Below are 21199 nucleotides of genomic sequence, written 5' to 3'. Positions count from 1 at the left end.
GGATACCCAGCAACAGGGAAATGCTCTAAAGTGGCCATATGCGCCGCTTTGCCTGGATGCTGTTTGCCTGTGCCGCCATAGCCCAGGCGCCCAATCTTTCTGTGACCAGCGGTGTAGCCGCTACCAGCCGGGCCGCCTGGACGCGTATCAGCGTACGTGGCGAGCCGGAAGATGCCTGGCTGACATTGCAGTGCATCAAGACGGTAGAAGGCGTGAAACAGGCGGATATTTTCTTTGAGATCGGGCAGACGTCCGCCTTCTGGATGCCGCATGAGCAGCAGGCCACGGAACAGCCTCTGCCGCTGACGAAGCTGACATTTACCTTCGATGCCTACAAACCGATGCGACGGGAGTGGGTGGAAGTGCGTAACAACCAGTTTCTATACAACCGCCCGGGCACGCACTCCGGCAATATGGAGCCGGTGGACTTCTATCTGAAGTTCATGGGATCGACAACTACGATGACGGTCTTCAAGGATCGCGACACGAGCTGGAGTTTTCCGACCAGACCATTGTTGAAGGCGATGACGGAACAGGAGCTGTGTAAGCCCTAGATACTGCCCTCTTCCTTGCTCCGGTTATTCAGGGCACAGATTGAGCATCTCCCTGACCTTCTGTTCGCTGAGAGGAGGATCGTCGGCATCGCCGGTGATGAGTTCTTCGACCGCATCATCATCATCCGGTTCTTCGTTGACACACTCGCTTTGCGATGAGGGCAGATCGTCCGCACATAAGATCATGCGTAGTTCTTCCTCTGTCTCCTCGAGATATACCTCCTCCTGGCTGGCCTGCTTCTCGTAGTAAGCATCCGTCTGGATCAGAATGGTTTCATCCGTACGTGCGTAGATATCCATGCCGTCATTCCTCCTTTCATGCATTGAGGGGCTTTCAAGATTCCGCCTTTCCCCGATCACGCGGGCGAGGCCTCAATTGGCAACGCGCCTTTTCCAACCAGGCCCGCTCCTCGTTGCGCAGCAGCTCGCATACCGTCTTGCGTGCGCCGCGTATTGGACCGGCAATTTAACCACGAGATACCTATCGTGAACAAGAGCAAAGACAAGAGCAAAAGTCGCTAATCGTTTTTAAATGCAACACGCAGAGTTCCCCAGTTGCCTGCGATTCTCCTTCACCAGAGACAAGCTGGAGAAATCGCGAAAACCCAGCTCCTCTGCGTGCGCATGCCATAGAGCAAGTCTCCTAAAGGCGTAGAGCGGAGTCTCGGCTGTTTACGCCGTTTTCCTTCGAAGAAAACGGCATTTGCAGGTTTATCCAGAGCTACAGTATTAGGAGAATTGCTCTAGCCGAGCCCCAAAGCGAGCTGTGGCAATCTCTAAAGCGAATAAGCACCAATTTGTCTTATTTGCAGCCGATATTTACAGCGCGAACCAGTCCATGAGTTGCCAGTGGGCCAATGCTGCTCGGCCCCGGGTCCATGTGGTCAAGACCTTCCTTTCGATCAGCCTCACAGCGGACGGTTGCGCTGGTTAAGACCGTGTATCCCGCCGTTTTGTGACAGCATGTCAGATTTTGTTCCATGGGAGGAGGCTCCAGATCGGCCGCGGTATTTTCTTTCGCGTCTGGAACGACACCTGGGGCGAAGAGACCTTCCAGTTTGACCAGGTCTCCGTTCTGGGCTGCGGCGGTAAACGCCGCCAGGAAGCGCCTCCGTTCCGCCGAGCTCACAGCCGCGGGCTGCCGCGCCGCGATATGTTTGCGAGCCCGGGTGAGTAGTTGGCGAACATTGGTCTCCTTCAGCTGAAGGATCTCTGCGATCTGGCAATAGGAGTAGTCGAAGGCCTCGCGAAGGACATACGCGGCACGTTCTGTCGGACGGAGCTTTGCGAGGAGAACCAGGACAGCGTTCTTCAAGGCCTCCTTGCGTTCTGCGCCCAGGCGGGGATCAGTGGTTGGATCAACCGGCTCTGAAAACCATGTCCCGACGTAGGTCTCGCGGCGCGAGCGGGCAGATTTGCACAGGTTGATGCACATGCGGGTTGTAATCGTCATCAGGAATGCCGGAGGATCGAGTACCAGGCTCCGATCCGTGGCCTGCCAACGCAACCAGACGTCCTGAACAATATCCTCTGCCTCGGCAGCGCTTTTCAGTATGCGATAGGCGACGCCAAACAGGTTGCGCCGCAAATGGAGAAATGCCGAAAGGCCGTCATCGTATTCACTGGTCTGTCTATTCCATTTAAGATGCGGATCGGTCGGAGATAGAAAGCCATCTGCTGTGTATTGGACTTTCTCAAGTTGGATCATTTGGGGAATCTCCTCTCTATGGCTGCTTTTGATTGGAGTATCCGGCTCGTTGCGACTTCGCCAACATCCCCATTCGTGCTGGCGAATCCACCTCTTTCGGATACCGCGGGAACGCCACCAATGCTGCGAAGCAACAGCGGGGTACTGCGCATCGGCCTCTGTTGCAGCGAGCTGTTGCAGTGAGCTGTTACAGGCGCGCCGTACTACTTTTTAGGTGGGAGTTGGAGAAGCTTTCGACCGAAGAGCCGGGAATCGATCGAATAGGCGCCCGGGCCCAGAACCGAGAGTACTCCGCTGTCGACAATCGATGTAATGAGCTGTGGTCGATTGCCGCCTTCTGACGTAAGCGCCAAAAGCTGCAGCACTCCTGAAAATACAGCGACGTATGGAGTGAACAAACCAAGGCATAACGGCAATGCAGTCAGGACGAACCCGATTGTCATCCAGCAGGACGTTACCTGGGACCAGCGGTCGGCTGCATGGATGAGCATTGAGGTAGCTATCGAGACTCGTAATACCAGGAGCGCCACCCCCACCAGCCCGGTAGGAAACATTGAAAAGAGTCGCTGCACACCCGAAGGCTAACGACGGCGGGGCTGCCAGGCAATCTCCAAAGTAGTGGTCGTTTGCCATCCATTCGGAGACTGAATCCGTGGCGATCCCGGCGTATCGTTAGATATCAGGATTTTCTGAGAGTCGCGCGGTGGTCGCAAATTGGAGGCAATTATGGCAAAGACCATTAAGGTTCTCACCGTAGACGACCATCCCCTGTTACGTGAAGGGATAGCAGCCGTCATCGAAGGTGAGCAGGATATCGAGCTTGTCGCCGAGGCCGCCAATGGACAGGAGGCGATCGAGCTCTTCCGTCTCCACCGTCCTGATGTCACGTTGATGGACCTGCAGATGCCGGGGATGAACGGTATTGAGACGATCGTTGCCATCCGGTCCGAGTTCCCGGATGCTCGATTTGTAGTGCTTACAACCTATCAGGGTGACGTGCAGGCCTTCCGTGCGCTGAAGGCAGGAGCCTCCGGGTATCTTCTGAAGAGCATGTTGCGGAAAGACCTGCTGGAGACGATCCGCGCGGTGAACTCCGGGAAGAGAAGGATCCCGCCCGAAATAGCGGCTGAACTTGCAGAGCATATGACCCAGGACGCGCTCAGCGATCGAGAGATTGAAGTGTTGCAACGCGTCGCAAATGGAAACTCCAACAAAATCATTGGCGCCCAGTTGTCAGTGTCCGAAGCCACGATCAAAGGTCACATGAAAAGCATTCTTTCCAAGCTTGGCGCCAACGACCGCACACACGCAGTAACCATTGCGATCAAGCGTGGCTTTATCGACGGTTAGCGTATTTGGTGTGCGGTTGGCGCAGTACCTCAGCGGCTAAGCCGCGCTCCTCCTCCGCTTATGTGCGGCATGGCTGAACATGCTGCGGAAAAACTCAATTTTTCAAAAAGCGCGAAAAATCGATCGCGTCAGAATGCCTATAAGCGATCCGTAGACATTAGGTGATGATTTTCTATCCCCAAATTTGACCCGATTAAACCCTCATACGGAGTTTTTCCGCAGCCTGTGAAGCCATGCCCTTAAGCAAAACAAAAGCTTGTCTCTTGTTCGCGCAACGCGCGAATGCCTTGCTTAAGGGCACAGCTTTAGCTGTGCCGTACCAGGCCTCAGAAGAAACGCGGCTTTAGCCGCTGAGGCCCCCGCGCGATACCGGTTGTGACTGCTGCACTATTGCTGTGCGTAGTTCCGGGGCGACGTATTCGAAGGACGGGCCGGCAGTTGTGCCTCCGTCTTCATTGGGCATCTGCATCAGGTTCTGGGCTTGGCTTTTCAAGGTATACATTCCTCCAAACGCGTTTCCAAGCATCTGAGGCGCTCCATTGAATACCTGTTCGAGAAGTTGCAGCAAAGTGCAATAGGAACGATTGAACTCCTCCTGAGCCAGGCGGGCCGGAGTGCCGGCAAGGTGATCAGAGGATTTCGGATTCGCCCGCATAGGGTGCACGGCATTCCAGTCGACCACGACCGGCTCGCCCGTCGGGCCTGATCGCGGAGTATCGCCGCGGCAATATCGCCTGCCTAGCTTCAGCTCCTGGAACCGGTAATAGTGAGCGACCTGGTCCCGCTCCGGATGAAAGACGTCCGAGTCTCCGTCCCACACCTGCGTGTGCCCGGCGCCTTCACCTTGCTCGATGATCTCTGCCAATGCCGTCAACGCGGAGGCAAGATCGTTCACCGCCACAATGCTGCCGCCGCCACTATAGAAGGGATGGTTGGTGATCTGCCGAGCCGGATCGCCGCAGAAGACGTTGCTCTCACCCAGGCTGGCCGACAGGTCACGGAATCCCTGTTCGATCGCCTCATAGAACTGACCGATTGTTTCGTAGTGATTGCCCTCGGCGGAGCCTCTCCTCGACGAGGGCTGTTCGATCTTGAGGAATGTCTCGAGCGCCTCCGGACTGAAACGGAGGAGAGAGACCTCAAAGGAATCCGCGCTGTGCGGCAATGGTCCCGGATAACTCTGCAGCATCTGCGGTGTGTCCAGCCGCGGCTGCCCGCCAACTGCGTTCAGAAGATTGGCCGCGAGCGTAAGGTGCAGCATCTCCTCGACAAGAATGCTGTTCAATACCTCAATCGCCTCGGTGTTATGTCCGGCCTTGATGGAGTACAGCGCACATAGATACGGCGGAATGGTCGAGTGCTCCAGTTCGAGGGCCCACTGCAGGTGCTCCCGAAGGCTCTCCAGGGTCGTGATGGTTCCAGCGCTGGATGCTGTCTCCATGGTGGATATCGAATCAGATGTGTTCATGGAAGTACTCCGGCTGGGCAAGCATTGAATCTCGCAGGCAATGACCGCGCAGAGCTTTGATTTGTGACACATGCCGGGTGCAATCAGCTGGAGTCGATCGTTGTCACATTTGCAAGGGCCGTCTTGTCTTAGGTGGCGACAAAGTGTCATTTCATCTTCAAAATCTGAAAGGCCCGCCATGGAAATCGAATCGCAATTGGTGGATACCGCGACCGCTTCCATCCAATCCGAAGCCGGAAATGGAAATCAGTTTCATATCAAAGATGTCTCTGTGGAGAGGTCGTTGCTGGTTGGAGACACGGTCGTGTTCAACGTCGGAGAACGCTTCTGTGCCACACAGGCGAAGTGTCCACACAAACAGGGTCCTCTGAATGAAGGCGGGTTCGATGGATCGATCGTGACATGTCCATGGCATGGCTCCCAATTCGATGTGTGCTCTGGCGCCGTATTGCGTGGACCCGCCGTTGAACCACTTAAGGCCTACAAGGTTGTTGTGGAAGGTGAGACCGGCCATGTAGAAACGGTTTGAACGCAGGAGGAGCGCAAAGATGACCGCAGGGCGACTGGAAGCATTCAGCGATGGAGTCATCGCAATCATCATCACGATCATGGTGCTGGAGTTGAAGGTTCCCCATGGGGGCGGCCTGCAGGACCTTAGGCCGCTCCTGCCCGTGTTTCTCAGCTATGTCCTGAGTTTTATCTATGTCGGCATCTACTGGAACAATCACCATCACCTTTTCCATCTATGTACGGCGGTGACAGGTGGAGTTCTCTGGGCCAATCTGCACCTCTTGTTCTGGCTCTCGCTGTTGCCATTTGCTACCGGATGGATGGGCGAAAACCACTTCACCAGTGTTCCTACCGCGCTCTATGGGGGAGTGCTGTTCATGGCTGCAGCCGCATACTACGTGCTCCAGCAGACAATCATTCATGCGCAAGGGGAGGATTCGCTTCTCCTGCAGGCCATTGGGAGCGATTGGAAAGGGAAGGCATCGTTATTACTGTATGTGCTTGCAATCATTACGACCCTCTATTTTTCATGGATTGCCCAGGCGATCTTTGTCATCGCGGCGCTAATCTGGATGATTCCGGACCGGCGCATCGAGAAGCGTCTCGCCAAATGAAGAGGTGGCTATGAGTCAAAGCACAGCATTCATCCCAAGTCATTGTCTATCGTCAGCGCGGGCACGTGTGGCAATCGATGCGCCACTTGTACCTCCAGCCTACGCAAGGATGTTTCCGGAGCTTCCATCATTTCGTGCCGAGGAGTCGTTCCTGCACGCACTCGGCCGCGCCGGTGGGATCTGCGATTGCGGAGACGTCAACGATTCGCCGGAATCTCTGGGAGAGGTTGCAGCCGGCTGGCCGGTCTTTGGTCAATTTGTCGCCCACGACATCACCGCAGACCGGTCAGCTTTGCGTGCGAATACTAATACGTCTGAGTTGCGTAACGCTCGCAGTCCACAACTCAATCTCGAGTGCCTGTACGGCGACGGACCTGTAGGCCATCCATTTCTCTATCAGAGAGACGACGCGGCGAAGTTTTTGCTGGGCTCAGGAGGAGCGGATCTTCAGCGAAATAGCGAGGGCATCGCCATAATAGGCGATCCGCGCAACGATTCGCATTTGCTTATGTCGCAACTGCATCTTGCCATGCTCAAGGCTCACAATATGTTTGTTGAGGAAGCGCGGCGTGCCGGCGTTGCGAACGATCGCGTTTTTGACGAGGCAGCTCGGCAGTTGCGGTGGCACTATCAATGGTTTGTTCTTAACGAATTTCTACCTGTGCTTGTAGGGCAGGAGCTTGCAGAGCAGGTGCTGCGGAATGGCCCGCAATGGTTTCATCCTGGTCAGAAGGGATTCATTCCGCTCGAGTTTGCCGATGCAGCCTACCGCTATGGTCACTCTCAGATCCGCCATCGCTACCAACTTAACCTGCAGACGGAGCCGGTGCCGCTCTTTCCTGACCTCCTGGGCTTTCGCCCGGTACCGCGTGATCGGGCAGTTGACTGGAAATTGTTCTTCGATCGTGCGGGGGGAGCATCAGCGCAGCGCTCCAAGAAGATTGATGGGAAGCTCGTACCTTCGCTTATCAAGTTGCCGATAGACTTTACGGGAGCTGTCGAGATTGACGACTATCACTCTCTCGCTGTCCGTGACCTGCAGCGCGGGCAAGGCGTCGGGCTTCCGTCAGGCGAAGCCCTTGCGCGGTACCTTGGATTTACTCCACTTACAGCGGAGGAAGTTGGCATCGCCTCTACCGGCTGGCCCGGTGAGACGCCCCTCTGGTACTACATTCTGCGTGAAGCTGATGTCCGGACCGGCGGTCACCGGCTTGGTCCGGTTGGCGGCCTGATCGTTGCGGAGGTGCTGGTCGGTCTTATCGACGCTGATGAGATGTCATTTCGCCGGAGCTCTCCGGCTTGGCAACCCTCGAAGACACTGATTGAACTACTTGTCTCCTAAGGCAGAGGGACCTGTCACAAAATCCCGTCGTATCTGGTCTTAGCTGACACGAACGCCAACCTGAAATGGCCGTTCGGAAACGAAGGGGAACCATTATGAAAATCGTAGTGATCGGCGGAACCGGCCTTATCGGATCCAAGCTTGTCAGCAAGCTTCGTGAGCACGGGCACGAGGCCGTACCAGCATCGCCCAATTCAGGTGTCAACACGCTCACCGGCGAAGGACTTGCTGAAGTGTTGAAAGGCGCTTCAGTCGTTGTGGATGTATCGAACTCTCCTTCCTTTGAAGAAGCGGAGGCGATGAAGTTCTTCACCACCGCCACCAACAACCTCATTCGGTATGAAAAGGCTGCAGGCATTCTGCACCACGTTGCGTTGTCTGTGGTGGGAACCGATCGTCTTGCAGAGAGAAAACCGTCCGATGCGGAGAAGACAATTCGCGGATATTTCCGAGCGAAGCTCATGCAAGAGAAGCTGATCGCCGAATCTTCGATTCCTTATTCCATTGTCCATGCAACCCAGTTCTTCGAGTTCGTCAAGAGCATCGCGGATGCATCCACCAGCGGAACCACCGTCCGTGTAGCGCCGGTGCTCATTCAGCCTATGGCGGCTGACGATGTTGCAAGCGCTGTCGGCAGAGTTGCTGTCGGATCACCGGTAAATGGCATCGTCGAAGTCGGAGGCCCACAGCAGTTCCGCCTGGATGAATTTGTCCGGGAGGGCCTGCGTGCGCGTAATGATTCACGCACTGTCGTTGCCGACCCCGCTGCCGGGTACTACGGAGTTGAAGTCGATGAACGCGCTCTGGTTCCCGATAACGACGCTCGGCTTGGAGAAATTCATTTCGACACCTGGCTCAAAGAGTCCGCAAAGCCGGCCGTGAACACGGCTTCCCCGTCCGCAGAGAAAGCAGTAGCCGCGGCACGGTGAAACAGGAGCCGGGATTTGACCGGCTCCTATGCCGGAAGCAAAAACAGGAAGCAATACGCGAGGAGGTTAAGTATGACGTTCGCAAAGTTGATCTTGTGCCTGGCGTGGTTCACGCCTGGCTTACTGGTCGGGCAACAAGCTCAGGTCTCGGAGCTAATGACGAAAGATCTGAAGGACATCAACAAAGAGGGCCTGATGATTACGGTGGTCTACCCGCCGGGCAGTTCTGATCCCGCCCATCGCCACTATGCGCATGCATTCGTGTATGTGCTAGAAGGCTCCATCATTATGCAGGTCAAGGGTGGGAAAGAGGTGACTCTAACGCCTGGTCAGACCTTCTATGAAGGTCCGGAAGATATTCACTCTGTCGGACGCAATGCAAGCAAGACCAAACCGGCGAAGTTCGTTGTCTTCCTCGTGAAGGAAAAGGGCGCTCCTGTACTGACACCCGTGAACTAAACGCAAAGTGGTTCATTCTTGTGGACTATGTCGTTTAGAGCAATTCTTCTAATACTGTACCGTTGGATAAATATGTGAATCCGTTTTCTCCGAAAGAAAACGGCGCAAACTGCCAAGACGTCACCCAGCGAACGAGTTCGCTGGGGACCCCAATAATCCGCTCTATACCATTAGGAGAACTGCTCGAGCCGTTACAGCCCGTCTTTATCCGTGGCTATCTGTAAGGATGGATAATCCAGGTTGAGGAGGACCGCCGAGACTCCATCCATGAGAAAGAGCGACTCTAATTCGCAAACGAGTGAGCGGGTTGTTCTGGCGGCCACCATTCTTGGGTCAAGTATGGCGTTTCTTGACGGTACGGTCGTCAATGTTGCGCTTCCTGCGCTGCAGAATGCTTTCCATGCATCTCTTGCGGACGTCCAGTGGGTGGTCGAGGCGTACGCTCTTTTGCTGGCCGCCCTGCTTCTGGTTGGTGGTTCCCTGGGAGATATCTTCGGGCGCCGCAAGATCTACGTGTGCGGCGTTGCTGTGTTTGCCGTCGCCTCTGCATGGTGCGGTCTGGCCCGGGATATCCACATGCTGATCTGGGCTCGTTCCCTGCAGGGGTTCGGAGCGGCATTGCTGGTGCCAGGGAGTCTGGCGATTATCACAGCCACTTTTCCGCTTAGTACGAGAGGGCAGGCTATCGGTACATGGTCCGGGTTTTCCGCGATTACTTCCGCCATCGGGCCCGTCATCGGCGGCTGGTTGATTGAGCATTCCACATGGCGCTGGGTCTTTTTCCTGAACCTTCCACTTGCACTGGCAGTTATTCTGTTGTCGGTCAGAATTCCCGAAAGCCGCAATGGTGAGATCTCGCATCGTGTCGATTGGTCCGGTGCTCTCCTGGTCACGCTGGGGCTTGGTGGTATCACCTATGGCCTCATCGAGTTGCCCAGCCGAGCGCATCATGGCCACGGTACGATTGCAGCGGCCATCGGTCTGGGCGTCCTTCTGCTGATGGCGTTTGTAGCGGTCGAATATTACTCCCGGGCTCCAATGGTTTCGCTCACGCTGTTTCGCTCGCGAAACTTCACGGGTGCAAACCTGCTGACCCTCTTCCTGTATGCATCGCTCGGCGGGCTCATGTTCTTCTTCCCGATGGACCTGATCCAGATCCAGCACTACACAGCAACGCAGGCAGGAGCGGCGTTCCTTCCCTTTGTTGTGATCATGTTCGGTCTATCGCGCTGGGCCGGCGGCCTGGTGGCACACTACGGCTCCCGGCTTCCGTTGACCATTGGACCCCTGGTGGCAGCTGGTGGCATCGCACTCTTCGCGGTCGTTCCGCAGAATGGGAGCTACTGGACCGCGTTCTTCCCGGCCGTGGTCGTCATGGGGCTGGGAATGGCGATCAGCGTCGCTCCTTTGACGACGACGGTCATGAACGCTGTTCCGGACTCCGAGTCCGGGCTTGCCTCAGGCGTCAATAACGCGGTCTCGCGTCTGGCCGCTCTGCTTGCCGTGGCCGCATTCGGCGCGGTCCTGGCAACGGTGTTCAACCACTCTCTCGATCAAAACCTCTCTCAACTAGCCGTAAGCCCCGATATTCGTGCGCAGGTCGATGCCGCCAGGGCCCAGTTGGCAGCCGCTCACAATCCTGCTCCCGCGGTTCAGCAGGCAATTACCGAGTCGTTTCTGAGCGGCTACCGTGCGGTGATCTGGATCGCGTCGGCGCTTGCGGTTTTGAGCTCGCTCACGGCGTGGCTGTTGATCGAGCCAGGTATACCTTCCTCAGCAGAATCGAATCGGAACAAGTAACCCACCCCCGTCCGGGAAGGAAATCTCCAGCGGAAGGTGGTACAACTGAAACGGAGAGTGATCTTCTGCGTTAAACAACGCAGAGAGTCAAAACGGAAATGCACAGGGTTCGAACCATCGTCGGCACACTTGCGGTCATCCTGGCCCTGATCTTTTCCTGCGTCTCTGCTCGTTGTGAAGCGCTCTGTGATCTGGGGCAGATGAAAGCTGCTGGCGTAGCAGGTTCAGGCGCATCCACCCAAGAGCAGGTTGCAGCCAAAGCCCAATCGGATGAGATGGGCGACATGGCTGACTGCGGGTCCATGCACATGACGGAGCGCCAAAGCGATGCAGGATGCTACATCGTAAGCTCCGGACATCATCTCTGCGGGCATAACGATGCAGCAATTGCCGAATCGATGCGTGACTGGCAGCCAAGCTGGACAGTCAATGCAGCTGTTGTCGCAGGCGTCACACAGCAACCTGTTCTTCAGGCTTCATACGCATCGCTTTCCACGGAAGAGCCGCCTCCAGACCCTCTTACCGCTCTCGAACTGAGCTCTATCCAGCGCGTCTAGGCATAGTCCTTTTCCTGCGACATACCTCTGTCGCTGGCCGAAGTGCGCCGTTTTGCTTCCATTTGTCTTGAAGCGGCACAGCACCCCGCGCCGGTGGCGCCCACTGTCTGTCCTTATTCAAGGGAGTTTTTATGGCGAACCGTCGCTCGTTTCTGCAGAGCGCATTTGGCCTGGGAGCCACGTTTCTTTCGGCAAACAAGCTATCCGCATCCACACCTCAATCCGCTGCCGAACAGCTGAAGCGCAAGCGTATCCGCGACCGCGGTCCGGCCTTCAATGTCCCGGTTATTACGACGGACGTTGGCGATCTCCCCTACACGATGGACGGCGATACCAAGGTCTTCCACCTTGTAGCTGAGGTAGTGAAGCAACAGATTCATCCGGATAAGACGATCGATCTCTGGGGATTCAACGGCAGCGCACCCGGGCCGACCATCCAGGTGAATCAGGGTGACCACGTCCGTGTCATCTTCGATAACCACCTGCCGGAGGCGACCTCCATCCACTGGCATGGATTTGAAGACACCATCCAGAACGATGGTCAGCCCTCCATCAGTCAGCCTCCAGTGAAGCCCGGCGGACGTTTCATCTACGAGTTCGATATCCACCAGGAAGGAACCTACTTCTATCACTCGCACATGGCCATGCAGGAGATGGCCGGCATGCTTGGCGCCTTCATCATGCATCCGAAGGAACCATATCGCCCTCACTGCGATAAGGACTTTCTGATCCATCTGCAGGAGTATGCCGTTCTTCCGAATAACACCGTCCCTAACACCATGAACATGGAGTTCAACTGGCTGGTCTTCAACGGAAAGGCTGCCCCGGCATCAACTCCACTCATTGTGCGGCTCGGCGACCGCGTGCGCATCCGCTTCGTGAATCTTGGGATGGATCATCATCCGATGCACCTGCATGGCCACACGTTCTACACCACAGGCACGGAAGGCGGACGCATCCCGGAGGCAGGCTGGTGGCCGGGAAATACGGTGCTGGTAGGTGTTGCCCAGGCTCGTGCGGTGGAGTTCGTGGCGAATAATCCAGGCGACTGGATGATCCACTGTCACCTTCCACATCACATGATGAACCAGATGTCCTCCGTTGCCGGCAAGATGACCCGGACCGCTGGAACGCCGGCCGGCGGCGCCATGAATACTGGAATGGGCATGCTGACCGGGGAACCCGGCGCCCCGATGGGAGAAGGCTATGGCCCCGCTCTCGGTCGTGGTCTCGGTGGTGTGGGTAATGCGAACGAGACGCCATCCACCAATGGGCCGCTCTCTCAACAGAAGGCAATGGATGCGATGCCCGGCATGCAGCACAACATGAGTGAGAAGCAGATGGCGGATATGGCAAGTGATGTTGCCCCGAATGCCAACGACGTTCCCAACTTCCCGCAGGACGCATACATGGAAGGGGCGATGATGACCATGGATGAAGCTGTGGAACGGCCGGAGAACTACGGTCTCAACGCCGGCTGGAGCGGTTTCATGCAGGGCATGATGACCTTCATCCGCGTGCTGCCTCCGGAGAAATACGACGAAGTGATTTCGCGCATGAAGCAGGCGAACCGTCCTAACGATCCCTACAAAACCATTCTGGAGCGCGCCTGAGATGAGGAGCTGTGTCATGACGATGAAATTCTATGTTCCCTTTGCGATGCTCGCTCTCCTCAGTGGTATCTCCGTCGCGCAGGGCCAGGAGCACAATGCGATGCCGTGTATGGAGGGCATGGATATGCCCGGATGCATACCGGTCAAAACGCCACCCAACCCGCAGCCGAAGCAACAACCGCAAGGTGCGACGCCATCCAAAGAGCATCAGGAGCACAGTATGCCGGGCATGCAGCACCAACATCCGCCGGCGCAGACCTCCTCTCCGCAAAATGGGCAGGGCCCGAATTTACACGCCAGTATGACGTTGCAGGAGCCTGAGAATCCTGCGCACAAGACAGGATCGAATCTGCCAGCGCCGGAACTGCTCAAGGAGGTTGCTGCACGGCCGCCCATGAGTCTGGATGACTTCATGAAACTGGCAGATGCGAACAATCCCACGATCAAGGAAGCAGGCGCCTTTGTCCGCAGATCCCAGGAAAAAGCACGGCAGGCAGGTTTGTATCCGAATCCTACGGTCGGCTACCAGGGAGAACAGATCCGAGGTGGCTCCTATCACGGCGGCGAGCAAGGAGCCTTCGTTCAGCAGACGATAGTCCTCGGAGGAAAGCTGGGGCTGCGGCGGGATATTCACGCACAGGAAAGCCGCTCGGAGCAGATCGGCGTGCAGGAACAAACCTATCGCGTCCATGCCGATATCCAGCAGGCATTCTTCGACGCCTTGACTGCGCAGGAGACCGTTCGCCTGCGCCAACAGCTATTGAGTATCGCGCTCGATGCAGTCGAAACCGTGCACCAGCTGGCGAATATAGGCCAAGCAGATGCGCCGGACATTCTGCAGACCGAGGTCGAGGCGGAACAGGCGAAGGTGGACTACACCACCGCTCAGAGGGACTATCTCGCAAGCTTCCGGGGACTCTCTGCTCTCGCGGGCAGGGGCGATCTTCCCGTTAGTCCCTTGCAGGGAGAGCTTGAAAAGGCTCCTGATCTCAACGCAGAACAGATGACTGAGAGCCTCGTCTCCGAAAGTCCTGCAGTGAAGCGGGCGCAGCAGGAGATTGTGGTTGCCCAGGCACGCCTTAAGGATGCAAAACGAGAAGCGATACCAGACCTGCAGTTGAGGGCAGGAGAACAGTACAACTTCGAGAGGGTCGACGGGATTCCCAACAAGGCAACCGGCCCACAGAGCTTTGCCAGTGCAGGCGTGAATATTCCGCTGTGGAACCGGAACCAGGGAAACGTGCAGGCGGCTAAGGCGGATATCGAGCGCGCCGAGCAGTCGCTTCGCCGTGAACAGTTATCGCTCCGTCAACAATCAGCGCCGCTTGCTCAGTCGTACGAGTCAGCTCGATTCGAAGCAGACCGCTACAAGACCCAGCTCATTCCCCGTGCCGAGCGCGCTTATCAGCTCTATCTGAACAAGTATCAGAACATGGCACAGGCGTATCCGCAGGTTCTCGTCTCGCAACGGACGCTCTTCCAACTGCGAGTCAGCTATGTGAAAGCTTTGCGTGAAGTTTGGCGCAATGCGATTGCTCTTCAGAACTACACCTTGAGGGGAGGTCTTCAGGCTCCGGTCTCAAGCGATACGCCAAGCACCACGATCAATCTTCCAAATGCGACTGGAGCGCAGGAGTGAGAGCTATGCGATACCGGCTGGTCGTGTCGATTGTCTCGTCGGTTATTCTGCTGCTGGCAGGCGCTGGCTTCGTGACATGGTATTTCGTGCATCGCGGCTTTAGTACGCGCAATCAACCCGGCAAGATCGAAGCGATGCTTGCGACAACCCTTCGCCGCGCGGCCATTCCCTCTCATGAGAGGGAGTTGAAGATGCCCGTGAAGGGGACACCTGATGTCCTTCGTGAAGGCATGGCGCATTGGGCAGATCATTGTGCGTCATGTCATGGAAATAATGGCGGCGGCGAGACTATGTATGGAAAGACGATGTATCCGCGTCCTCCGGATATGCGGCTCGCATCGACTCAGGAACTCTCAGACGGAGAGCTCTACTACACCATCAAAAACGGCGTGAGGCTGAGCGGAATGCCCGCCTTCGGAGAGCCGGGCGACGATGACATTGATAGTTGGAAGCTCGTCGCCTTCATCCGTCATCTTCCAAAGCTGACGGAACAGGAGGAGCTGCAGATGGAGCAGCTAAATCCGAAGACTCCGGAAGAGTTCCAGGAAGAACGCGAAGAACATCAGTTTCTGAACAGTGATGGAGGCTCCGCGTCACCAAAGACTTCTACTACGCACCACAAAAGGAATACGGAGATTCCATGAAGCGTCTTGTCGCATTAGTCGTAGTCGTTCTGTTTGCCGGCCTGGCGTATGCCCATGAAGGCATGCAGCACGTGATGGGTACAGTGGTGGCCATTACCGAGAACAGCCTGACGGTCAAAGCCACAAACGGAACAACACAGATGGTGGTCCTCAACAGCCAGACGAAGTACGCCAAAGGCACATCTGTGATCGCGCAGAAAGACGTCAAGGTCGGCGATCATGTCGTGGTGCACGCTGCCAAAAAACGAGACCAGTTGATTGCTGCCGAAATCAAGCTTGGGACCGCGCATGGGATGGGCGATATGAAGGGAATGCACGGTGACATGAACGGAATGGATATGTCGGGAGCCAAATCAAAATAGCGATGCCCGGGTGCACTGTAGCCGGCGCGCCCGGGCATTCACGATTGTGCTCAAGCCTTTGGTGCTTCGCTGAAGATCTGTACAAGCCGGTCCGCAATGATCTTGTCTTCGCCATCTTTGATCTGCCAGAGAGCGAAACCAAAGACACTTGGATCAGACGGACGACGTCGGCGTTCAGTGGCCGGCTTCTCGGGAGCGTCGGGATTGCGTCCGCGAAGGCCGCTTGCACCGGCGCCCATGCTTCCGATTCCTATCGGCCGCGTATCGGCGAGCTTCTGCATGACCTCCGGTCCGGTAATCCTCAGCTTTGCCGGATCGATATGCCAGCTATAGTGCGGTGTCACATTCCCCAGAGCTTGCGGATTGAACTCCCTTGGAAGAGCCGTTACGCCAAACTTCTTGATGGCATCAGTAATCACCTGTGCCCGCGCATCGTACATCTTAAGCACTGCGTCGTAGTCCTGGTTGACGAAGAGCTCCAGAGCCTTCAACAGCGCGAAGATCGTTTCTTTGCCTACTTTGCAGGGACGACCGATGCGGTCTTCCTGCGGACTCATGTTGAGCATTGCCCAGCGGATCAGTTCTTCTTTTCCAATGAGAACACCGGAGGCCTGCGGACCGCAGATATCCTTGCCGCCGCTGAACGTGACCATGTCGAAGCCAAGTGCGGGATACTCCCACAGGCGTTCTTTCGGCGGCACATCGGCGGAGGCATCGTTGAAGGTATAGATGTTATGCGCCTTGGCGATGGCAACAGTTTCGGGGCCGCTGACTTTACCGCGGTCTGACAGGATGTTCGTGAAGTGGATGGCCAGTGTCTTGGGGTTGATGGCGGCGATCATCTCTTCACGCGTCTCCACTTCGACCAGCTTTGCGCCTGTCTGGCGAATCTGATGATCGAATGGATAACGGTGACTTTTTTGAATGATGACCTCCGTCCTGGGGAAGCCACTCACGTCTGGGCAGGAAGTAATGCGTGGTTCCAGATCTTCCGTCATCATGCCCGCATAGCCGACCACCATCGCAGCAGCCGCGCCGGCCGTTACCAGGCCGGTATAGCCCTCAGGCGACTTGCATAGCTTCGCAATAAACTTCCCGGCAGCAACTTCCAGCTCATTGATCAGGACGAAGTGCTGGTTGCCCTGGCGCATCAACTCCATGACCTCTGGCCTCATCACTGAGCCGCCAATCACGGTTACCGTTCCATTGATATTGATGAGAGGTGTGACTCCAAGCTCGGCGTAGATATCGCCGGTAGAACCAAGACCACTTGTAATGGGAACGATGGGATGTCCATCGACAGGGGGAATAGATTGTTTGCCTTTTTTGGAAAACATCCCTTCGGCATTCAGCCTGGCAGGGCTGAGCAGATTGCCGGTTGCCGCCGCAAGCATGGATAGAAAAGAACGGCGATTCCAGCCGGATCCGAGATTCATTCGTTACTCCTTCAGGTTCTTCTTGCGTTTGGGGTTTCTCGGAAAGAGCCGGTCAGGCAATCACGCGCGCGCTGCCGACAATTTCAATGAGGGAATCGCCAGGAATCCATTCCACGGCCATACAGGCACGGGAAGGGGCTTTTCCCGGGGTGAAGTAGGTCGCATAGATCTTATTTAACGCGTCATACTGTGCCTTGTGCGCATCAAATCTGGCCTTCCCGGTAGGCGTGGGAGTGCTTTCCGCAAGCGGCAGGCAGAGAAAGACCTGCAGGTTGAGAATGCTGTCCATGCTGCAACCATTGCGCTCGAGCGATCGCTTCAGCGCATCCATGGTTCGGGTGACGTGCTTCTCGAAGGGATCGGTCACGGTGACGTGGTCGTCTTTGGGATACCCGTCATTCGATCCGGTTCCCGAAAAGTAATAGATGCCGTTGTAGGTGTGGTTGCTGGTGGGGCTGGGTCTGTTGCCTTCCGGGGACGAAGGCGCGGCGCCGGATGGAGTGGATGGTTGTGCCGGGGCAGATTGTTGTGCAGAAAGTCTGGACGTGCCCGTCAGGATAGTCATCATCGCCGCGAGCTTCCCAAAGAAGCTGCGCCGTGAGTTGGTCTCCGCGAAATTGTCGATCACTGAAAGAAATCCTCCTTTGTATCGTTTTGGTCGAAAGCGACCTGCCTTATTTCCGAAACCGTTGGGGTTTGTACTGGCAGTGCCCGGCAGAAAACATGGCCTAGCCGACATGCTGAAGCCGATGATTAGATCGGGAAATGACTATGTCTGGCAGACAAATCAAGATCTTCCGCACGGATACAGCTCGAATCCGAAATTTCGCGTAGTGTGCCCTTTACGGCAAACACCACGCCACAGGCAAATGACCTATGCCAAAGATGTGACGTTGATTACTGTCTCTAGACGGCGTGGGGCACTGTCCCAAACGTTTGTCCAAACGCTTTGTAGACTTGAAAGGTTCTAAGGGCTTTTAGAAATTTTGGTAGCCCATACACTGGGTGCCCCATTCACGCGCAGCGTGAGTGGAACGTTCGAGCGGAGCTCGAATTCGATTGATCTTAGGCGTCCGAAGGGTTCGAGAAGAGCGGATCATTCACAGCGAGCGAAGCTGACGCAGCACCCGTTTGCTACGAAACGACGAGGAAAGACGGTTCGAGCTTCGCTCGAATATCCCACCCATCACGAGTCACCCCAACGAACAAGTTCGCCGGAGACCCCGATTTGCGATGGATGAGGCACCGAGTGTATGGGCTTGTCGATAAGCCCTAGTTACCGGAGCGAGAACCTCTACGCCAGAACAACAGCGCAACGACGCCAAGGAAGCAGAGGCCGCCAAACGTATCCAGTCCGACATCAACGATGGTTCCGGTGCGGTCTGGCATAAAGTACTGGTGCAGCTCATCGCTGGATGCGACAAAGACCGTCGTGCAGATCGCCATGAGCGCAGAGCGTGCGCGCCATGCGCCGATAGGCATATGCCGCAGGCTGCGGGCGAAGGTCAGCAACCAGCCGCGCAGGCTGGTAATACAAAGCAGGCCATATCCGGTAAAGTGACCGGTTTTGCGGATATAGTGATGAATCTCCTGCCAGCGGGCGTTATCCACCCTGCCAAAGATGGCCTCCCAGATCGGCCTGAACATGCCGTCGGTGTTGGCCGCGGAGAAGGTGTGTGTGGACTCCGTGATGATGGCGGCGACCATGATGATGGCCGGAAGCCAGGCATAGAGGAGCCATCGCACACCAGTGCGTGATTCCAGATTGGAAGGTCTTTTGCGGAAAACAGTCATCTAGAGCATTTCTCCTGTTGCTGGGCATCCCGTGAGGAGTGTGCAGCGGCGTTTTCATTGAGGAAAACGCCCACAGATGCATAAACCCTGCACTACACCTTCAGGAGAAATGCTCTATTCGACGTGATAGTTGGGCGCTTCGCGCGTGATGATGACATCGTGGACGTGCGACTCGCGTAAACCTGCGCCGGAGATACGAATAAAGCGCCCATTCTTCTGCAGGTCCGGAATCGTGCCGCAACCCAGATAGCCCATGCCGGAGCGCAGTCCGCCGACGAGCTGGTAGACCATGTTCTCCAGCGGTCCGCGATGTGGGACGCGGCCTTCAATACCTTCAGGAACGAACTTGGCCAGGCGGTTGGAGTTCGTTTGTTCGGGAGCCGTGATGGATTGCCGTTCAGACGGAGTCATGTCGTCCTTGCCCTGGAAGTAGCGCTCGCCCGATCCCTGCGCCATTGCAGAGAGTGAACCCATGCCGCGGTAAGCTTTGAAGCTGCGGCCCTGGTAGAGGATGGTCTCACCCGGGGACTCGTCCACGCCGGCGAAGAGCGAACCCATCATGACGATGGAGGCGCCCGCGGCGATGGCCTTGGTGATATCACCGGAGTACTTGATACCGCCGTCAGCGATGACGGAGATACCGCGCTCATCGGCGGCACGGTAGGCCTCAGAGATTGCGGTGATCTGGGGCATGCCCGCGCCGGTTACCATGCGGGTGGTGCAGATGGAGCCAGGCCCAATGCCTACCTTCACGGCGTCGGCGCCGGCTTCGATGAGAGCAGCGCAGCCTTCGTAGGTGGCAATGTTGCCGGCAATCAGATCAACGTTAGGGAAGCGCTTCTTGCACTCGGCGACGGCTTCGAGAACGCGGCTGGAATGGCCGTGGGCGGAGTCGATGGCCAACGCGTCGACGCGCGCCTTGATCAACTCAGCCGCGCGCTCCAGAAAGTCGCCCGTGGCGCCGATGGCTCCGGCAACACGCAGACGGCCCTGGCCGTCTTTGCAGGCGTTGGGATACTTCAACTTCTTCTGGATATCTTTGACAGTGATCAGACCCTTCAGTTCGTAGGCGTCGTTGACCACCAGAAGCTTCTCCACGCGGTGCTGGTGGAGGATCTCTTCCGCCTGTCCCAATGTCGTGCCGACCGGGACAGTGATGAGGTTGCTCTTGGTCATCACCTCGTCGATGCGGAGGTCGGTACGGGAGACGAAACGGAGGTCGCGGTTCGTCAGAATGCCGACCAGCTTGCGATTCTGCGTCACCGGAACGCCGGAGATCTTGTAGCGGCGCATGACCTCAAGGGCGGCGGAGATGGGTTGATCGGGTCCGATGGTGACCGGGTCGACGATCATGCCGGACTCAGAGCGCTTGACCTTATCGATCTCGCTTGCCTGGGCCTCAATGGAGAGGTTGCGGTGGACAACGCCCATACCGCCCTGTTGTGCCATCGCGATGGCCAGACGGGACTCGGTTACGGTGTCCATCGCGGCCGACATCAGCGGAATGTTCAGCATGATGTTGGCGGTAAGACGGACCTGCGTGGAAACCTGCGTAGGGACAACGTCGGAGTACGCAGGAACGAGCAGGACGTCGTCGAAGGTAAGTGCCTCAGGTACGGGTGACACGATCATAAAGTGTGAGATTCCTCGTGGCGCCGTTGCGCGCCGGGTTGAGGGGTGTTGACGAAAAAGTTTCCTGATAGCTTACCGTACTTGGGTCAAACAGGTGTGCCGGATCCCCGCCAATCGTGTCTAAGCTACTGATCCTGCTCGTCCCTGTGGATCGGGCCTAGTTCAGCCGTTGCAGGCTGGCAACCAGCTTTTCGGCCAACGGCTCTCCGGATTCGGTCCAGAGCAGACGGCTGGAGATGCCGCTATGTTTCTCAACCGACAGAGTGAAGGCCAGAAGTTTCTCGATGTTTTGCTGGATCTTCTGCTGGGCCGTCTTGTCGAGTTCCTCGTCTTCCAGAACCCAGGGGGTGTCAAGTCCAAAGTCAACGCGGATGTGGCCGTTCTGGTCGTAGGCGCCTTCGTCGAACTCCGGTCCAAAGCCGGTGATCTTGACGGTATAGGGCTGCAACCGCCAGGTGGTGTCGAATCCCTCGACGGACTCGGGCAGCCAGAGCTGCCACTTCATCTCGAACTCGTAGGCGGTGTCGTCGTGGAGCTGTTCGGTGGCTTCACGGATGGCATTTTCGATTTTGGCGTCATCGCTTTCCTCCGAACGCTCGTCGTTGACATAGATGCGCTGATAAATGGGCGACTCGGTCCAGTCAATGGGAATCGCGGATGCCGCGGAGACGCGGCTATCGCCTGAGATACGGGCAAACTGCTGCAGGACGCTGATCAGAGCGGCGGGCAACGCCTCCAGCCGGAAGTTCGGGAACCAGAGGGAAAGATAGAGTTGATCGCTCATGCTT

Annotated in this window: 21 protein-coding genes; 13 read left to right on the top strand and 8 right to left on the bottom strand. The window is 56.6% G+C overall.

The window, feature by feature from the left end; genetic code table 11:
• Positions 1 to 38: 38 nt before the first annotated feature.
• Entirely contained in the window at positions 39 to 554 is a 516-nt protein-coding gene (locus OHL21_RS13205) for a hypothetical protein (RefSeq protein ID WP_263417747.1), read from the top strand.
• Positions 555 to 578: 24 nt separating this feature from the next.
• Here OHL21_RS13205 and OHL21_RS13200 read toward each other — a convergent pair whose 3' ends face one another.
• Both OHL21_RS13200 and OHL21_RS13195 read right to left on the bottom strand, forming a co-directional pair.
• A complete protein-coding gene (locus OHL21_RS13200) occupies positions 579 to 854 on the bottom strand; it encodes a hypothetical protein (RefSeq protein WP_263417746.1) in 276 nt (91 codons plus the stop codon).
• 502 nt (positions 855 to 1356) lie between these two features.
• On the bottom strand, positions 1357 to 2262 hold the full coding sequence (locus OHL21_RS13195; RefSeq protein WP_263417745.1) for a sigma-70 family RNA polymerase sigma factor: 906 nt from the start codon (positions 2260 to 2262) through the stop codon (positions 1357 to 1359).
• 726 nt (positions 2263 to 2988) lie between these two features.
• Here OHL21_RS13195 and OHL21_RS13190 point away from each other — a divergent pair.
• Positions 2989 to 3612 (top strand): response regulator, encoded by a 624-nt coding sequence (locus tag OHL21_RS13190; protein ID WP_263417744.1) that lies wholly within the window; start codon positions 2989 to 2991, stop codon positions 3610 to 3612.
• 343 nt (positions 3613 to 3955) lie between these two features.
• On the opposite strand, the gene OHL21_RS13185 is transcribed toward OHL21_RS13190, so the two are convergent.
• A complete protein-coding gene (locus OHL21_RS13185; protein WP_263417743.1) occupies positions 3956 to 5080 on the bottom strand; it encodes a ferritin-like domain-containing protein in 1125 nt (374 codons plus the stop codon).
• Positions 5081 to 5258: 178 nt separating this feature from the next.
• Here OHL21_RS13185 and OHL21_RS13180 point away from each other — a divergent pair, with 178 nt between their 5' ends.
• From OHL21_RS13180 to OHL21_RS13130, 11 genes are all read left to right on the top strand, one after another.
• A complete protein-coding gene (locus OHL21_RS13180; RefSeq protein WP_263417742.1) occupies positions 5259 to 5609 on the top strand; it encodes a Rieske (2Fe-2S) protein in 351 nt (116 codons plus the stop codon).
• A 19-nt stretch (positions 5610 to 5628) separates the two neighbouring features.
• Positions 5629 to 6204, top strand: a complete 576-nt coding sequence (locus OHL21_RS13175; protein WP_263417741.1) for a TMEM175 family protein — start codon at positions 5629 to 5631, stop codon at positions 6202 to 6204.
• A gap of 10 nt (positions 6205 to 6214) precedes the next feature.
• Positions 6215 to 7546 (top strand): peroxidase family protein, encoded by a 1332-nt coding sequence (locus OHL21_RS13170; protein WP_263417740.1) that lies wholly within the window; start codon positions 6215 to 6217, stop codon positions 7544 to 7546.
• Positions 7547 to 7641: 95 nt separating this feature from the next.
• Positions 7642 to 8475 carry an SDR family oxidoreductase gene (locus OHL21_RS13165; RefSeq protein WP_263417739.1) on the top strand — a complete coding sequence of 278 codons (834 nt, stop codon included), beginning with the start codon at positions 7642 to 7644 and terminating at the stop codon, positions 8473 to 8475.
• A gap of 72 nt (positions 8476 to 8547) precedes the next feature.
• Positions 8548 to 8934: a cupin domain-containing protein gene (locus OHL21_RS13160; RefSeq protein WP_263417738.1), complete on the top strand. Its 387-nt coding sequence runs from the start codon at positions 8548 to 8550 to the stop codon at positions 8932 to 8934.
• Between the two features lie 267 nt (positions 8935 to 9201).
• Positions 9202 to 10734 carry an MFS transporter gene (locus OHL21_RS13155; RefSeq protein ID WP_263417737.1) on the top strand — a complete coding sequence of 511 codons (1533 nt, stop codon included), beginning with the start codon at positions 9202 to 9204 and terminating at the stop codon, positions 10732 to 10734.
• Between the two features lie 98 nt (positions 10735 to 10832).
• On the top strand, positions 10833 to 11291 hold the full coding sequence (locus OHL21_RS13150; RefSeq protein WP_263417736.1) for a hypothetical protein: 459 nt from the start codon (positions 10833 to 10835) through the stop codon (positions 11289 to 11291).
• Between the two features lie 131 nt (positions 11292 to 11422).
• On the top strand, positions 11423 to 12904 hold the full coding sequence (locus tag OHL21_RS13145; RefSeq protein WP_263417735.1) for a multicopper oxidase family protein: 1482 nt from the start codon (positions 11423 to 11425) through the stop codon (positions 12902 to 12904).
• Between the two features lie 16 nt (positions 12905 to 12920).
• Positions 12921 to 14543: a TolC family protein gene (locus tag OHL21_RS13140; protein ID WP_263417734.1), complete on the top strand. Its 1623-nt coding sequence runs from the start codon at positions 12921 to 12923 to the stop codon at positions 14541 to 14543.
• A 5-nt stretch (positions 14544 to 14548) separates the two neighbouring features.
• Entirely contained in the window at positions 14549 to 15187 is a 639-nt protein-coding gene (locus OHL21_RS13135) for a c-type cytochrome (protein ID WP_263417733.1), read from the top strand.
• Positions 15184 to 15549, top strand: a complete 366-nt coding sequence (locus tag OHL21_RS13130) for a DUF5666 domain-containing protein (protein WP_263417732.1) — start codon at positions 15184 to 15186, stop codon at positions 15547 to 15549. Before OHL21_RS13135 ends, OHL21_RS13130 begins: the two co-directional genes overlap by 4 nt.
• Before the next feature lie 50 nt (positions 15550 to 15599).
• On the opposite strand, the gene OHL21_RS13125 is transcribed toward OHL21_RS13130, so the two are convergent.
• From OHL21_RS13125 to OHL21_RS13105, 5 genes are all read right to left on the bottom strand, one after another.
• Positions 15600 to 16985: an aminotransferase class V-fold PLP-dependent enzyme gene (locus OHL21_RS13125; protein WP_263417731.1), complete on the bottom strand. Its 1386-nt coding sequence runs from the start codon at positions 16983 to 16985 to the stop codon at positions 15600 to 15602.
• A 52-nt stretch (positions 16986 to 17037) separates the two neighbouring features.
• The gene (locus OHL21_RS13120) at positions 17038 to 17613 is read right to left on the bottom strand and encodes a RidA family protein (protein WP_263417730.1); all 576 of its coding nucleotides are present in this window, start codon (positions 17611 to 17613) and stop codon (positions 17038 to 17040) included.
• A gap of 644 nt (positions 17614 to 18257) precedes the next feature.
• The gene (locus OHL21_RS13115; RefSeq protein ID WP_263417729.1) at positions 18258 to 18779 is read right to left on the bottom strand and encodes a VanZ family protein; all 522 of its coding nucleotides are present in this window, start codon (positions 18777 to 18779) and stop codon (positions 18258 to 18260) included.
• A gap of 114 nt (positions 18780 to 18893) precedes the next feature.
• Positions 18894 to 20411: an IMP dehydrogenase gene (gene guaB, locus OHL21_RS13110; protein ID WP_263417728.1), complete on the bottom strand. Its 1518-nt coding sequence runs from the start codon at positions 20409 to 20411 to the stop codon at positions 18894 to 18896.
• Between the two features lie 157 nt (positions 20412 to 20568).
• Positions 20569 to 21195, bottom strand: coding sequence for a hypothetical protein (locus tag OHL21_RS13105; protein ID WP_263417727.1), 627 nt, complete (start codon positions 21193 to 21195; stop codon positions 20569 to 20571).
• Between the last annotated feature and the right edge of the window lie 4 nt (positions 21196 to 21199).

Source organism: Terriglobus albidus (genome assembly GCF_025685425.1).
Lineage (GTDB): Bacteria > Acidobacteriota > Terriglobia > Terriglobales > Acidobacteriaceae > Terriglobus > Terriglobus albidus.
The sequence above is the reverse complement of the archived record's forward strand: the minus strand, read 5'-3'. Positions and strand labels throughout refer to the sequence as shown.